This window comes from Rhodococcus sp. 05-340-2 (genome assembly GCF_002258915.1).
Classification (GTDB): Bacteria; Actinomycetota; Actinomycetes; order Mycobacteriales; family Mycobacteriaceae; genus Rhodococcoides.
In genome coordinates this window covers 1-14,900 of sequence record NZ_NOYU01000008.1, presented here as the reverse complement: position 1 = coordinate 14,900, position 14,900 = coordinate 1, and the positions used below count along the sequence as shown (strand labels likewise).

Below are 14,900 nucleotides of genomic sequence, written 5' to 3'. Positions count from 1 at the left end.
AGGTGGAAGGATAGGTGCCGTGAGTACCGTCTACGACTGCCGCGAAGCCGACGCGCGCGCTGCCGGATTGACCGCTGCCCGCGGTGCCCTCAAGTCCGGCCGACTCGTCGTCATGCCTACCGACACCCTGTACGGGATCGCCGCCGATGCATTCGACGGCAGCGCTGTCACCGATCTGCTGCGAGCCAAGGGCAGGGGACGCGATATGCCGGTTCCCGTGCTCGTCGGTTCGTGGAACACCATCGACGGCCTGGTCCAGAGTGTCCGGCCACGCACCCGAGACCTGATACGCGCCTTCTGGCCCGGCGCACTGAGCATCGTCGTGCAGCAGGCTCCATCCCTGGCCTGGGATCTGGGCGACGCTCAGGGCACCGTGATGTTGCGGATGCCGCTACACCCGGTTGCGCTCGAGCTGTTGCGCGAGGTCGGCCCGCTCGCGGTGTCCAGTGCCAACATCTCCGGCAGTCCACCCGCCACCACCGTCACGGAGGCTCGGGATCAACTCGGCGGCTCGGCCGCGGTCTACCTGGACGGGGGACCGGCCGATCACGCGGTGGCGTCGACCATCGTCGATCTGACGAGCGATCGAGCACGAATTCTGCGGGTCGGTGCCATTCCCACCGAGAAGATTGCCGAGGTTCTCGGTGTCACCGCCGAAAGCCTGGTCCCGGGAGCGTCCTGACATGCCCGTCCGTGCCGCATGAGTGTCGAGTTGCTGGCCCAGTCGAATCTGGGGGCAGGTGTTCCCATTCGGGAGCTACTGCTGGTCTTTCTCACTGCCGCCGTCGTCACGTTCTTCGCTACCGGGGGAGTCCGAGTGGCGGCGATCAAGTTCGGTGCTGTTGCCGTTCCCCGCGATCGTGACGTCCACGTGCAGGCCACCCCGAGGCTCGGGGGAGTGGGCATCTACGTGGGCATGCTCGCCGCCCTGCTGTTCGCGTCGCAGCTGCCTGCCCTCGCCCGGGGTTTCGACGTCGCCTACAACCGCGACATTCCGGCCGCGCTGGTTGCCGGCTTCGTGATCGTGCTGGTCGGTGTCATCGACGACCGGTGGGGTCTGGATGCGCTGACCAAGTTCGTCGGCCAGGTGACGGCGGCCGGAGTCCTCGTCATTATGGGCGTCAGCTGGGTCGTGCTCTACCAGCCGTGGGGAGGCGAGCCCGGTCAACCGGGTAGCACCCTGGTGCTCGACCAACTGCAAGCCGGACTGGTGACCGTGCTGATCACCGTCGTGATCGTCAATGCGATGAACTTCGTCGACGGACTGGACGGGCTGGCGGCCGGCCTCGGGCTCATTTCCTCGGTGGCGATCTGCATCTTCTCGGTGGGGTTGCTGCAGGAGCAGGGGGGAGACGTCGGCGTCTACCCACCGGCGCTGATCGCAGCGGCGCTGGCGGGCGCGTGCCTGGGGTTTCTGCCACACAACTTTCAACCCGCTCGCATCTTCATGGGCGATTCGGGATCGATGCTCATCGGTCTGACGCTCGCCACGATCTCGACCAGTGCGTCCGGGCGGATCCCGCTGACGGCGTACGGCCCGCGCGATCTGCTGGGTCTACTGTCGCCGCTTCTGCTGGTCGGCGCTGTGATGCTCATCCCGATTCTGGACCTGCTGCTGGCTGTCATTCGCCGCACCCGGGCCGGCCGGAGTCCCTTCAGCCCCGACAAGATGCACCTGCACCATCGGCTGCTGCAGATCGGCCATTCGCATCGGCGAGTGGTGTTGGTGATCTACCTGTGGGTCGGTGTCCTCGCCTTCGGGGCAGTCGGGTCGTCTCTGTTGGACCGCCGAATAGTGGTGCTCCTGGTCGCAGCGGGTCTGGTGTTCGCACTGGTCGTGACAGCTGTACCCACCTTGAGGGTGGACCGATCGCATGGCTCGGAACCGCGAAGCGCTCGACGGGGCGGCTGATCCCGTCCGCTGGTCCCGGCCGCGTCCTGGGTACCCTCGACAACTGTGACCTTCACTCCTCAGTCCATGCCCGACCAATTCGCGCCGCTTCGCGCCGCAGTTCGATACGGACTCATCGGACTGGTGGTACTGACGGTGGTGTGCGTCGGAATCTCCGTCGCCGCGGCCGGCACGCCCGGCTTGTGGGGATCGCTCATCGGCGTGGCCATCGGCGGCGGCTTTGTCATCACGACGGCGTTGTCGGTTGCGCTCACCACCCGTTTTCCTGCTTCGGCCGTCGGAGCGCTGCTGCTCGGCGGTTGGCTGGTGAAGATGGTCATCGCGCTGATCGTGCTGGTCGCACTCAAGGACGCCGACTTCTACAACCGCTACTCGTTGGGGCTGACCATCTTGGGAGCTCTCGTCGTCGTGCTTGGCGCCGAGGTCTTCGGGGTCGTCAAGACGAAGGTCGCCTACGTGGACAGCGTTCCCGGCGAGGCCAAGACCGACGATCTGTAGTACGACAAGCTGTCGTAATCGGTTAAGCTGAGGGCCGCCTACACAACGTCGTAGTTCTGTTGATAAAGTTTGCATCAAGCGGTGGGCAAGACTGGGACGAAAGAGACTTTTTCCCTGGACTGGACCCCCGCAGGTAGCAGTCAGCGTGAGCTTCCTTACAGTAGGCCCGGAGTCATCGACTTCGGCAACGTAAGGTTCCGCCCTGAGAGTTGCCGAGTCGACGTGAGTCGCCGACACCCGACAGACGCTTGGCCGATGAAGACCGGGCCTCAGCCTCTGACGATTGCGAGCCGATTTTCGTCGACTTGATAGATCGTCATTGTCCGATCGAACCGCAGTCGCTACCGGCTGCGGCCCGAACACGGGAGAGACCGCTGAGCGTCACCACCCTGGCTGCGGAATACAGTCCGCCGTCACTATCCGATTTCTTTCCTCCCGCGGTGCTGTTCGAGGGGACCCCGTTCGAGCTCGACAGGCTGATGCTCATCCGCATCCTGATGTCGGCGATTCTGATCATCTTCATGGTGGTTGCCCTCCGCAGCCCGAAGATCGTTCCGCGTGGTCTTCAGAACGTCGGAGAGATCGCTCTCGATTTCGTTCGGATCCACGTCGCAGAAGATGTGCTCGGTAAAGAACAGGGTCGTCGGTTCCTGCCCGTCATCATGACCATCTTCTTCACTGTGTTCGCGGTGAACGCGAGCGCCGTCATTCCGTTTCTGAACATCTCGTCGAATGCCCGCATCGGTCTACCGATCGTGCTCGCCGCGGTTGCGTACGTCGCGTTCATCTACGCAGGTGTCAAGAAGTTCGGCGTCGGGAAGTTCGTCAAGGGCACCATCGTCATCCCGGGCATTCCGCCTGCGATGCACGTGCTGCTGATCCCGCTGGAGTTCGTCTCGAACTTCGTACTGCGTCCGTTCACACTGACGGTGCGTCTGCTCGCCAACATGCTGGCCGGCCACATCATGCTCGTGCTGTTCTTCAGCGCGACCCAGTTCTTCCTCTTCGAGGCGTCGGCCGGGCTGAAGATCTTCGCAGCACCCTCGCTCATCATGGGCTTCTTGTTCACGATGTTCGAGATGCTGGTGATCTTCCTCCAGGCCTACATTTTCGCGCTGCTCACGGCGATCTACATCGATCTGTCGCTGCACGCCGACTCGCACTGACCGACCAACTGACCGAACCAGCTACACCGCCACCTCCGACACCCGGATGTGGACCGAAGAAAGGGAACGGAAAACCCAATGAGCCTTGAAGTTCTGGCCCAGGCGCAGGAAATCACCGCAAACGGATACGGCGCCATCGGCTACGGCCTCGCAGCGATCGGCGGCGGCATCGGCCTCGGCCTGGTCGTCGCCAAGAACATGGAAGCAACCGCTCGTCAGCCCGAGCTGGCCGGTCAGCTCCGTACCACCATGTTCCTCGGCATCGCATTCACCGAGTCCCTCGCCCTGATCGGCCTCGTCGCCGGCTTCATTCTCTGAGAGCGCGATGACAAACGCGATTACGTTGCTGGCGGCGGAGGGGGAGGAATACAACCCTCTTCTGCCCGCAACCTACGACATCGTTTGGTCGATCGTCTGTGTCGCGGCAATCGGCTTCCTCTTCTGGAAGTACGTGGTGCCGCGCTTCACCAAGGTTCTCGCTGAGCGTTCCGAGCTCATCGAAGGCGGAATCAAGAAGGCCGAAGAGGCACAGGCAGAAGCCAAGGCTGCACTTGAGCAGTACCACGCTCAGCTGGCCGACGCCCGTTCCGAGGCCGCGCAGATCCGTGAGGAAGCGCGCACCCAGGGACAGGCGATTCTCGCCGAGATGAAGGAAAAGGCGCAGGAAGAAAGCGACCGGATCGTGGCCGCAGGTCACAATCAGCTCGTTGCTCAGCGTCAGCAGATCGTCACCGAGCTTCGGGGAGATCTGGGACGCACGGCCGTCGAACTCGCTGAGAAGGTCATCGGAGAGCAGTTGTCCGACGACGCGAAGCGTTCCAGTTCGATCGATCGCTTCCTCAACGAGTTGGATTCCGTCACCGCGGACTCCGCATCCGGAAAGTGAGTCGAACCATGTACGCAACTTCTCGTGAGGCACTCGCCCGCACGCGGTCGGTTGCCCACGAAGCTCTGGGGTCCGCGTCGGCAGGCGAGGCAACAGCCGTCGCTGCTCAGACCGGTGCCGAGTTGTTCGCCGTCGTCGAGACTCTCGACGCGCAGCGCACGTTGCGTACCGCTCTCGCCGATTCGTCGGTCGAGGGCGTTCGGCGAAGCGATCTGGCCGGAGAGGTCTTCTCCGGCCAGGTGTCGAGTGCAACGGCGACGATCGTCAAGGCCGCTGCCGGCGAAAGCTGGTCCACCGCTCGCGACCTGCTGAACTCGCTGGTCGAGCTGGGACGTGAAGCTCTGCTTCGCGCCGCGGCCGATCAGGATCAGCTGGACACGGTCGAGGACGAACTGTTCCGACTGGGGCGGATCGTGGCGGCCAACCCGCAGCTCGAGCAGGCCCTGTCGGATCGCTCGAAGCCTTCGCAGGCCAAGCGTGAACTGCTCGGTCGCCTGCTCTACGGCAAGGTCACCGCGGTCACCGAGGCGCTCGCAGTTCAGGCTGTGACGCGTCCACGGAAGGCGGCTCCCGCCGACGTACTGAACGGACTGGCCGACCTGGCCGCCGAACAGCGCGACCGCGCGGTTGCACACGTCCGCAGCGCAGCCCCACTGAGCGACAGTCAGCTCGAGAAGCTGACGGCAACCTTGACCCGCACGTACGGCAAGCAGGTCACGGTGCATGTAGAGGTCGATACCGAACTGCTCAGCGGACTTGTCGTTCGTATCGGCGACGAGGTCATCGACGGTAGCGGGGCAGGCCGCCTCGCTGCATTGCGAAAGACGCTCAAATAGTCCGACACGGACACAGTAACGAGAAGAAGCGTCTCGACTTTCGAGACATTTCACCCCGCGATCATTTGAAGGAAGAGCAGGAAACACTATGGCGGAGCTGACGATCTCCTCCGACGAGATCCGTAGCGCGATCGATAACTTCACCGCGAGCTACTCACCGGAGTCTTCCCGCGAGGAGGTCGGCACGGTTACGGACACGAGCGACGGAATCGCTCACGTGTCCGGATTGCCGTCGGCGATGTCCAACGAACTCCTGGAATTCCCCGGCGGAGTTCTCGGTGTCGCGCTGAACCTGGATGCCACCGAAATCGGTGCCGTCATCCTCGGTGACTACGAGCACATCGAAGAAGGCCAGGAAGTCAAGCGCACCGGAGACGTGCTGTCGGTCCCCGTGGGCGACGGCTACCTCGGTCGCGTCGTGGACCCCCTGGGCAAGCCCATCGACGGCCTCGGCGACATCGAGTCCTCCGAGACCCGCGCCCTCGAACTGCAGGCTGCCTCGGTGCTCGAGCGTCAGCCCGTCGAGGAGCCGCTGCAGACCGGTATCAAGGCGATCGACGCCATGACCCCGATCGGCCGCGGCCAGCGTCAGCTCATCATCGGCGACCGCAAGACCGGCAAGACCGCGGTCTGCATCGACGCGATCCTGAACCAGAAGGCCAACTGGGAGAGCGGTGACGAGAAGAAGCAGGTTCGCTGCATCTACGTCGCCATCGGCCAGAAGGGCTCCACGATCGCAGGCGTCAAGGCTGCACTCGAAGAGCAGGGCGCACTCGAATACACGACCATCGTCGCGGCTCCCGCGTCCGATTCGGCCGGCTTCAAGTGGCTCGCCCCGTACACCGGCTCGGCCATCGGCCAGCACTGGATGTACCAGGGCAAGCACGTCCTCATCGTGTTCGACGACCTGACCAAGCAGGCCGAGGCGTACCGCGCCATCTCGCTGCTGCTGCGTCGTCCGCCGGGCCGCGAGGCATACCCCGGTGACGTCTTCTACTTGCACTCCCGTCTGCTGGAGCGTTCGGCGAAGCTGTCCGACGAGCTCGGTGGCGGATCGTTGACGGCTCTGCCGATCATCGAGACCAAGGCCAACGACGTCTCGGCGTACATCCCGACCAACGTCATCTCCATCACCGACGGTCAGGTCTTCCTGGAGTCGGACCTGTTCAACAAGGGCGTCCGTCCCGCTATCAACGTCGGCATCTCGGTGTCCCGAGTCGGCGGCGCGGCACAGACCAAGGGCATGAAGAAGGTCTCCGGATCTCTTCGCCTGGAGCTCGCTCAGTTCCGCGAGCTGGAAGCCTTCTCGGCGTTCGCTTCCGACCTCGACGCGGCCTCCAAGGCGCAGCTCGAGCGTGGCGCACGTCTGGTCGAGCTGCTCAAGCAGGATCAGTACGCCCCGGTTGCCGTCGAAGATCAGATCGTCTCGATCTGGCTGGCCGGCCAGGGTACGTACGACTCGGTGCCCGTCGGCGACGTGCGTCGCTTCGAGACCGAACTGCTCGAGGATCTGCACCGCAACGCCAGCGGCGTCTACGACAGCATCGCCGGTGGCAAGGCCCTCGACGAGGACAACCAGAAGGCGCTGACCGAGGCGACCGAGAAGTTCAAGGCCGGATTCGTGGACTCGGACGGCAACCGCGTCGTCAACGAGGCCGAGGCAGACACTCTGAACGCCGACGAGGTCAGCCAGGAACAGGTCAACGTCACTCGCAAGACAGTCAGCAAGTAGGCCTGCGATGACAGGTGACAAGACGAGCACAGAAGGGAGCGTGAACAGCTAGATGGCAAGCATTCTCGAGCTTCGCTCCCGCATCAAGTCGGTCAACTCGACCAAGAAGATCACCAAGGCACAAGAGTTGATCGCGACATCGCGAATCACCAAGGCTCAGGCCCGCGTTGCCGCATCGAAGCCGTATGCGGAAGAGATCACCAAGGTCCTCTCCGCGTTGGCGAGTGCATCGAGCTCGCTCGATCACCCGTTGCTCAACGAGCGACCCGAGCCCAAGCGTGCCGCAGTTCTGGTCGTGACCAGCGACCGCGGTATGTGCGGCGGCTACAACTCCAACGTGCTCAAGGAGACGGAGGAGCTGTTCCAGCTTCTCCGTTCCGAGGGCAAGGATCCGGTCATCTACGTTCTGGGCGCAAAAGGCCTGGGCTACTACACATTCCGCGAGCGGGACGTGAAGGGTGCCTGGACCGGCTTCTCTCAGGAGCCCGGATACGCCGACGCGGCCAAGGCCAGTAGGCACCTGGTCGAGCTGTTCATGGCCGGCTCGGGCACCGAGGTCGACGCTCCCAACGGTGAAGGCACCGTCGAGGGCGTGGACGAGTTGCACATCGTCTACACCCGCTTCGTGTCGATGCTCACGCAGAAGCCCGAAGTTCGCCGTATGGCACCGCTCGAGATCTCGTACACCGACGAGGAATTCGAGATGGGTGCAGACGCGTTGAGCGACTCGCCGACCGCAGATGTGCAGGCACAGTACGAGTTCGAGCCGGAAGCGGGAACCCTGCTCTCGGCGCTGCTGCCCAAGTACATCAGCACCAGGATCTACGCGTCGTTGCTCGATGCAGCAGCGTCGGAGTCCGCGGCGCGTCGTACCGCCATGAAGGCGGCGACGGACAACGCGAACGAATTGGTCGAGACCTTGAGCCGTCAGGCCAACCAGGCTCGGCAGGCCCAGATCACCCAGGAAATCAGCGAAATCGTCGGTGGCGCCAACGCGTTGGCCGACAGCGCAGGAAGTGACTAAGCAATGACCGCAGCAGTAGCCCAAGAGAACGCGAGCGGAGCGGACACACAGTCCGGCCGTGTCGTTCGGGTCATCGGCCCCGTTGTGGACGTCGAGTTCCCGCGCGGCTCGATTCCCGCACTGTTCAACGCCCTCAACGCAGAGATCACTCTGCCGACCGTGGCCAAGACCCTGACGCTCGAGGTCGCACAGCACCTCGGCGACAACTTGGTTCGCACCATCTCGATGCAGCCCACCGACGGACTCGTCCGCGGCACTGCAGTCGTCGACTCGGGCAAGCCGATCTCGGTTCCCGTCGGTGACGTCGTCAAGGGCCACGTGTTCAACGCCCTCGGTGACTGCCTGGACACCCCCGGACTCGGCCGCGACGGCGAGCAGTGGGGCATCCACCGCAAGCCACCAGCCTTCGATCAGCTCGAGGGCAAGACCGAGATCCTCGAGACCGGCATCAAGGTCATCGACCTTCTGACCCCGTACGTCAAGGGCGGAAAGATCGGACTGTTCGGTGGTGCCGGTGTCGGCAAGACCGTTCTGATCCAGGAAATGATCACTCGTATCGCACGCGAGTTCTCGGGCACCTCGGTGTTCGCAGGAGTCGGCGAGCGTACCCGTGAGGGCACCGACCTTCACCTCGAGATGGAAGAGATGGGCGTCCTCCAGGACACTGCCCTCGTCTTCGGCCAGATGGACGAGCCGCCCGGCACGCGTATGCGCGTGGCGTTGTCGGCACTGACCATGGCGGAGTACTTCCGCGATGTTCAGGGACAGGACGTTCTTCTGTTCATCGACAACATCTTCCGCTTCACGCAGGCAGGTTCGGAGGTGTCGACCCTTCTCGGTCGTATGCCGTCGGCCGTCGGTTACCAGCCCACGCTGGCGGACGAGATGGGTGAGCTCCAGGAGCGCATCACCTCGACCCGTGGACGCTCGATCACCTCGCTGCAGGCGATCTACGTTCCCGCCGACGACTACACCGACCCGGCCCCGGCCACGACGTTCGCGCACCTCGATGCGACGACCGAGCTCTCGCGTCCGATTTCGCAGATGGGTATCTACCCCGCTGTGGACCCGCTGAGCTCGACCTCGCGAATCCTCGAGCCCGGCATCGTCGGTGCGGAGCACTTCCGCGTCGCCAACGAGGTCAAGCGAATCCTGCAGAAGTACAAGGAGCTGCAGGACATCATCGCCATCCTCGGTATGGACGAGCTCCAGGAAGAGGACAAGGTTCTGGTCGGCCGCGCACGCCGCCTCCAGAAGTTCCTCGGCCAGAACTTCATCGTTGCCGAGAAGTTCACCGGCGAGGCCGGTTCGGTCGTGTCGCTCTCCGACACCATCGAGGCATTCGACAAGGTCACCAAGGGTGAGTACGACCACCTTCCCGAGCAGGCCTTCAACAGCTGTGGCGGTCTCGACGATGTCGAGGCAGCCGCGAAGAAGATGGCCGGAAAGTAGACCGACGTGACTTCTTCCGAGAAGAGCGGCATGGAGGTCTCCCTGGTCGCTGTGGAGCAAAAGCTGTGGTCCGGTACCGCGACCATCGTCAGCGCTCAGACCACCGAAGGTGAGATCGGCATCATGCTGGGCCACGAGCCTGTCCTCGGACAGTTGATCGAGGGTGGCACGGTGTCGATCACCACCACGGATGGCGAGAAGCTCATCGCAGCCGTCCACGGTGGGTTCCTGTCGGTGACCGGCAAGACGGTCACCGTGCTGGCAGAATCGGCCGATTTCGCGGACGACATCGATGTCGAGGCGGCACGGGCTGTAGTGGCAGAGAACGGCGACGACCTCGAGGCCATTGCTGTGGCCAAGGGTCGTGTCCGCGCTGTCGAGCGGTCCTAGGTTCACGAGAAGCCGCGACGAGACCTGCGATGCACTACGGATTGATTGTTCTGATCATTCTGGTTGTGCTGCTCGCAGGGCTCGTCGCGGCTTTTGCGTACCGTCTGATGGTTCTACGGCGCGGGGGGACCGCCGCGATCATGCGGGTATTGCCGACGGACGGTGGGGCCGGTTGGCGTCACGGCATCATTCGGTACGGCGACAACACGCTCGTTTTCTTCAAGCTGTCGAGTCTTCGTCCCGGCCCCGATCATCGGCTGGGTAGACAGGACATTCACGTGGGTGATCGACGAGCCCCACGGGACACCGAGTTCGACATCATGACACCGGACATCGCCGTGTTGGAACTGTCCGACCACGGTAAGTATTTCGAGATCGCCCTGGACAGAAGTGCGTTGACCGCTTTCCTGTCCTGGGTCGAATCTCGTCCCTCCGGTCGGTCGCGTCGCCGCCGACCGGCTGCCTGATCAGCTGTTGTCGGTAGTCGGATCGCTCGAAGTTCGGCTCGATCCGGGAACCCACTGGACGTCGCCCTCGGGGTTGGCGTAGCGGCTGAGAATGAACAGTAGATCCGAGAGTCGGTTGAGGTATTTCGCCGGCAATGCACTCGTGGTCTCCGGGCTCGCGTGCACCGCAGCCCATGCCGACCGCTCCGCCCGTCGGGCCACCGTTCGCGACACGTGTAGCAACGCTCCCAGCGGCGTTCCGCCCGGCAGAATGAACGACGTCAGTGCGGGGAGATCCTCGTTGAACTCGTCGCACCAGCCTTCGAGGCGGTCGACGTAGCTCTGATCGATGCGCAGAGGCGGGTACTGCGGATTCTCGACGACCGGAGTCGACAGATCGGCCCCCGCGTCGAACAGATCGCTCTGGATGGTGCGGATCACCGAATGCACCGATTCGGGCGGATTGCCCAGTGCGAGAACCACACCGAGGCTCGCGTTGGTCTCGTCGCAGTCCGCGTAGGCAACGAGTCGTTCGTCGTTCTTGGACACCCTCGAGAAATCGCTCAGCCCGGTGGTCCCGTCGTCGCCGGTTCTCGTATAGATGCGGGTGAGGTGGACGGCCATGCGCGCTACGGTACCGCGCGGGTGTCGGCCGGTCCCGCTGGCTACGCTGTCGACGTGAGTGAACGCTTTTTGGTCAACGGTGGAAATCGCCTCGTCGGTGAGGTGGCGGTCGGTGGTGCGAAGAACAGCGTCCTCAAATTGATGGCTGCAGCGCTGCTGGCAGAGGGCACCAGCACGATCACCAACTGCCCCGACATCCTGGACGTGCCACTGATGGCAGAAGTGCTGCGTGGGCTCGGCTGTGAGGTCGAGTTGGAGGGATCGGTCGTTCACATCACCACTCCGGCCATGCCGAAGTATCACGCCGATTTCGCGGCAGTTCGCCAGTTCCGAGCTTCGGTGTGCGTGTTGGGGCCGCTGGTTGCGCGGTGCAAGAGAGCTGTCGTCGCACTGCCGGGTGGTGACGCGATCGGGTCGCGTCCCCTCGACATGCACCAGTCCGGTCTCCAGTTGCTCGGGGCCCGCAGCGAGATCCAACACGGGTGCGTCGTTGCGGAAGCAGACGAATTGCGCGGCGCGAACATCAGACTGGCGTTTCCGTCCGTCGGTGCCACCGAGAACATCTTGATGGCCGCAGTCCTCGCCACCGGGGAGACGGTGATCGACAACGCCGCGCGTGAGCCGGACATCGTCGACGTGTGCAACATGCTCAACGAGATGGGCGCCGATGTCCGAGGTGCAGGCACGTCGACCTTGACCATTCGAGGCGTGAGCGCGCTGAAGCCGACGACCCATCGAGTGATCGGCGATCGCATCGTCGCGGCGACGTGGGGAATCGCCGCTGCCATGACTCGTGGGGATGTGCGAGTGCGTGGTGTGAACCCCAAGCACCTGTCGTTGGTGTTGGACAAGTTGAGGTCCGCCGGCGCCGAGGTCACCAGCGAACCCGACGGCTTCCGCGTCGTGCAGCACGAGCGACCGCGCGCGGTCAATTTCGCGACGCTTCCTTATCCAGGGTTTCCGACCGACCTGCAGCCGATGGCCATCGGACTCGCGACCGTAGCCGACGGCACGTCGATGATCACCGAAAATGTCTTCGAGGCTCGATTCCGGTTCGTCGAGGAGATGATCAGGCTCGGGGCCGACGCGCGTACCGATGGCCACCACGCCGTGGTTCGCGGTGTCCCGCAGCTGTCCAGTGCGCCGGTGTGGTCCTCCGATATCCGGGCAGGGGCCGGATTGGTTCTCGCGGGACTGGTGGCCGACGGTACGACAGAGGTGCACGACGTGTTCCACATCGATCGCGGCTATCCGCGATTCGTCGAGAACCTGACTGCATTGGGTGGCAGCATCGAGCGGGTCAGCTGAGAAGCACGGCTTCCAGCGCCTCGACCAATATGCTTATCGCATAGTCCAATTCGTCGTCGGAGACGGAACCGTATCCGACGACAATTCCACCCCGGGCTGTGTGCGAGCGGGTCGAGCGTTCGAGTGTCGGTACGTCCACACCCTTCGCGGCACATGAAGTAGCGACGTCGCGCGCCGACGCGGTATCGAGTATCAACACCGTGTGGAGGCCGGCTCCGACTCCGCGGAGCTCGCCGAACCTGGAGAGCGCGGCGGCGACCAGGCGGTCGCGGGTCCGATAGAGCCGGCGCGCCGTTCGGACGGCTCTGTCCCATTCGCCGTCGCGCAACATGGACGTCATCGCATGCTGGACGGGAACCGATGGGTGATCGCCGATCGCGCGGCGCGTTGCCGAGATGCGGTCGACCATCGACCGAGGCGCCACCATCCAGCCGAGACGGATCCCGGCACCGAGGGTCTTGGATACGGTGCCGAGGTACACGGTCCGGTCGGGTGCCAGCTCGGCCACAGTGGGCAAAGGCGCTACGCCGTAACGGAATTCGGAGTCGTAGTCATCCTCGATGATCATGGAATCGTTGCTGCGTGCCCAGTCCGCCAAGGCGCGTCGACGTCCGATCGGCATGAATGCGCCGGTCGGATATTGATGCGACGGCGTGACGTAGACGGCTGGTGTCCGTGGGGGAGTCGAGTCGAGTTGTTCGACGATCAGGCCATCGCGGTCGACGGGGACGTCGTGCAAGGACCACCCGCGATGCGTCGCGAGCGCAGCGGCGGATCTGTAGCCTGGATTCTCCAGTGCCAGAACGTATTCCACCGATTCGGCGACGGAAAGCGCACCGAGGGCAAGATCGAGACCGTGAACGCTGCCCGTCGTGATCACGATCGACGCCGGTGTGGTGTGCAGCCCGCGTGCGCGGCGGAGTAGCTCAGCGACGCGAGTCCTCAGTTCGAGCGTGCCGGCGGAATCGGGATAGTCGCCGGGAGGTGGTGTGCCGCCGACTTCGCGCCACGCGCGCTTCCAGGCATCGGATGCCGAGGGCGGAGTCCATGGGATTCCCGGACGGAGCGATATCCGCGGGGGTGTACGTGGTGTGGTGTGTGCGCTCGACGCCATCGCAACCGATCGAGGTGCACGGGGGATGTGTCGGACATAGTTGCCCGAACCGCGTCGGGCATCGAGCCAACCTTCTGCGACAAGCTGTTCGTAGGCCTTCTCCACGACCGCACGCGCAATGCCCAGATCGACGGAAAGTGCTCGGGTACTGGGTAATCGAGAATCGGGTTTCAGCTCGCCGGCGTCGATTGCGGATCGGATGCGATCGGCCACTTGGACGGGCAGCGTCCGAGCGTCGGCGCGATCGATGGTGATCGACAGAGTGATCGGTGGCATGGACCAGCGGTCTCCTTCGTCATCTACGTCGAAGTGGCCTGAACAAAATCGACTCGATTGGATCATGACACAAGGCCACTCGTACCGGATCCTGAAACCATGACAGTCCACGACGTGCCTCTTTCCCCGACGCCGCGAACCGTAGTGAAGCGGGGTAGGCCTCGTGCCGGCCTCGAACGGACATTGCTGCTGGACGTACTGCGCGCCGCCCGTATCTGTCATATGGGCGTGATCGTGGCCGGAGTTCCGCGCGTCGTGCCGACGGTGTTCGGCGTGGATCCGGCAGGTCCGGACAGGGAAGGCACGCTGTACCTGCACGGATCCGTGGCATCACGCAGCATGATCGATGCTCCGGAGCAGGACATCTGCGTCACCATGACCGTCGTCGACGGTCTCGTCCTTGCGCGATCGGCATTCCATCATTCGATGAACTATCGAAGTGCCGTTGTCGTCGGGCGGCCTCGTCGAGTGGTGGACGCCGACGAGCGGATTCGAGCATTGGACACGATCGTCGACCAGGTGATCCCCGGAAGAAGCGCACATCTGCGCTCGCATACTCGGAAGGAGTTGGCTGCCACCGCGGTGCTGGCGCTTCCGATGTACGAGGCATCGGTGAAATCGCGGTCAGGTGGTCCGGTCGACGACGACCTCGACATCGAACGGGGCGACGTGTGGGCCGGCGTTGTTCCGGTGTGGGAGACCCTCGGCGTCGCAGAAGCTGCCGCGGACCTCGCGGCGGACATCCCGGTTCCGAAGCATGTGGACGATGTGCGCCGGAACGCGATGCGGGGGTGAACGCTGTTGCAGCAGTGGCAGTTCGGGGTGTGGTTGGCATCACAAGCGCAACCTGCAGCGTGTTGCGGTCGCGGTGACCTGACGCGTCGCCGTCGAGCTGCGCGAATGTGACGAGAGCGTCGGGCGACCTGCCGATTTGCGTTGGTGTGGTTGGTGGCGTAACTTTTGTCGAGTCAGAGCGACGGACACCGACCCGGTCTTCACGGACTGGGTGAACGAGGTTGGACGTGTGGCTCGGCAGGTTTTATCCCCCAAGAGTCGGGCCTTGTGTCCGAGACCAAGCTGGGATAGGCTGGAACAGTTGCCCTTGAGGCCGACGGACTGTGTGTTCGTGGGGTGAGAGTGTGTGCGTGTTCTTTGAGAACTCAACAGTGTGTCGATGAATGTCAGTGCCGAATTTATTTGGTGAAAGCATTCGATGTATCAGCCATCCGCTTGTGG

Annotated in this window: 16 protein-coding genes; 14 read left to right on the top strand and 2 right to left on the bottom strand. The window is 63.6% G+C overall.

All coding sequences use genetic code 11. The features are described from left to right. Positions 1-19 precede the first annotated feature (19 nt). The 12 genes from CH271_RS04255 to CH271_RS04195 all read left to right on the top strand — a co-directional run bounded on the left by CH271_RS04255 (position 20) and on the right by CH271_RS04195 (position 10,363). On the top strand, positions 20-682 hold the full coding sequence (locus CH271_RS04255; RefSeq protein ID WP_037193386.1) for an L-threonylcarbamoyladenylate synthase: 663 nt from the start codon (positions 20-22) through the stop codon (positions 680-682). Positions 683-700: 18 nt separating this feature from the next. Next, a complete protein-coding gene (locus CH271_RS04250) occupies positions 701-1,912 on the top strand; it encodes a glycosyltransferase family 4 protein (protein WP_037193385.1) in 1,212 nt (403 codons plus the stop codon). Between the two features lie 66 nt (positions 1,913-1,978). Beyond that, entirely contained in the window at positions 1,979-2,410 is a 432-nt protein-coding gene (locus tag CH271_RS04245) for a hypothetical protein (RefSeq protein ID WP_052047885.1), read from the top strand. A gap of 440 nt (positions 2,411-2,850) precedes the next feature. After that, the gene (gene atpB / locus CH271_RS04235; RefSeq protein WP_032393520.1) at positions 2,851-3,576 is read left to right on the top strand and encodes a F0F1 ATP synthase subunit A; all 726 of its coding nucleotides are present in this window, start codon (positions 2,851-2,853) and stop codon (positions 3,574-3,576) included. A 78-nt stretch (positions 3,577-3,654) separates the two neighbouring features. After that, positions 3,655-3,894 carry an ATP synthase F0 subunit C gene (locus CH271_RS04230; RefSeq protein WP_027497904.1) on the top strand — a complete coding sequence of 80 codons (240 nt, stop codon included), beginning with the start codon at positions 3,655-3,657 and terminating at the stop codon, positions 3,892-3,894. A 7-nt stretch (positions 3,895-3,901) separates the two neighbouring features. Next, the gene (locus CH271_RS04225) at positions 3,902-4,462 is read left to right on the top strand and encodes a F0F1 ATP synthase subunit B (protein WP_032393521.1); all 561 of its coding nucleotides are present in this window, start codon (positions 3,902-3,904) and stop codon (positions 4,460-4,462) included. 8 nt (positions 4,463-4,470) lie between these two features. Beyond that, the gene (locus CH271_RS04220) at positions 4,471-5,298 is read left to right on the top strand and encodes a F0F1 ATP synthase subunit delta (RefSeq protein WP_094614644.1); all 828 of its coding nucleotides are present in this window, start codon (positions 4,471-4,473) and stop codon (positions 5,296-5,298) included. Positions 5,299-5,386: 88 nt separating this feature from the next. Then, positions 5,387-7,030, top strand: coding sequence for a F0F1 ATP synthase subunit alpha (gene atpA, locus CH271_RS04215; RefSeq protein ID WP_037193380.1), 1,644 nt, complete (start codon positions 5,387-5,389; stop codon positions 7,028-7,030). 52 nt (positions 7,031-7,082) lie between these two features. Further along, positions 7,083-8,054, top strand: coding sequence for a F0F1 ATP synthase subunit gamma (locus CH271_RS04210; protein WP_037193379.1), 972 nt, complete (start codon positions 7,083-7,085; stop codon positions 8,052-8,054). Between the two features lie 3 nt (positions 8,055-8,057). Then, the gene (gene atpD / locus CH271_RS04205; RefSeq protein WP_027497899.1) at positions 8,058-9,506 is read left to right on the top strand and encodes a F0F1 ATP synthase subunit beta; all 1,449 of its coding nucleotides are present in this window, start codon (positions 8,058-8,060) and stop codon (positions 9,504-9,506) included. Between the two features lie 30 nt (positions 9,507-9,536). Further along, on the top strand, positions 9,537-9,896 hold the full coding sequence (locus CH271_RS04200; RefSeq protein ID WP_037193376.1) for a F0F1 ATP synthase subunit epsilon: 360 nt from the start codon (positions 9,537-9,539) through the stop codon (positions 9,894-9,896). 29 nt (positions 9,897-9,925) lie between these two features. Further along, positions 9,926-10,363 carry a DUF2550 domain-containing protein gene (locus CH271_RS04195; protein ID WP_037193375.1) on the top strand — a complete coding sequence of 146 codons (438 nt, stop codon included), beginning with the start codon at positions 9,926-9,928 and terminating at the stop codon, positions 10,361-10,363. On the opposite strand, the gene CH271_RS04190 is transcribed toward CH271_RS04195, so the two are convergent. Further along, the gene (locus tag CH271_RS04190) at positions 10,364-10,966 is read right to left on the bottom strand and encodes a cob(I)yrinic acid a,c-diamide adenosyltransferase (protein ID WP_094632787.1); all 603 of its coding nucleotides are present in this window, start codon (positions 10,964-10,966) and stop codon (positions 10,364-10,366) included. A 54-nt stretch (positions 10,967-11,020) separates the two neighbouring features. Between CH271_RS04190 and murA the strand changes: the two genes are divergently transcribed. Then, positions 11,021-12,274 carry a UDP-N-acetylglucosamine 1-carboxyvinyltransferase gene (murA, locus tag CH271_RS04185; RefSeq protein WP_037193701.1) on the top strand — a complete coding sequence of 418 codons (1,254 nt, stop codon included), beginning with the start codon at positions 11,021-11,023 and terminating at the stop codon, positions 12,272-12,274. Here murA and pdxR read toward each other — a convergent pair. Next, positions 12,267-13,664, bottom strand: coding sequence for a MocR-like pyridoxine biosynthesis transcription factor PdxR (gene pdxR, locus CH271_RS04180; RefSeq protein WP_094632786.1), 1,398 nt, complete (start codon positions 13,662-13,664; stop codon positions 12,267-12,269). The genes murA and pdxR overlap by 8 nt on opposite strands. A 99-nt stretch (positions 13,665-13,763) precedes the next feature. Here pdxR and CH271_RS04175 point away from each other — a divergent pair, with 99 nt between their 5' ends. Beyond that, entirely contained in the window at positions 13,764-14,459 is a 696-nt protein-coding gene (locus tag CH271_RS04175; protein ID WP_094632785.1) for a pyridoxamine 5'-phosphate oxidase family protein, read from the top strand. Positions 14,460-14,900: the final 441 nt, after the last annotated feature.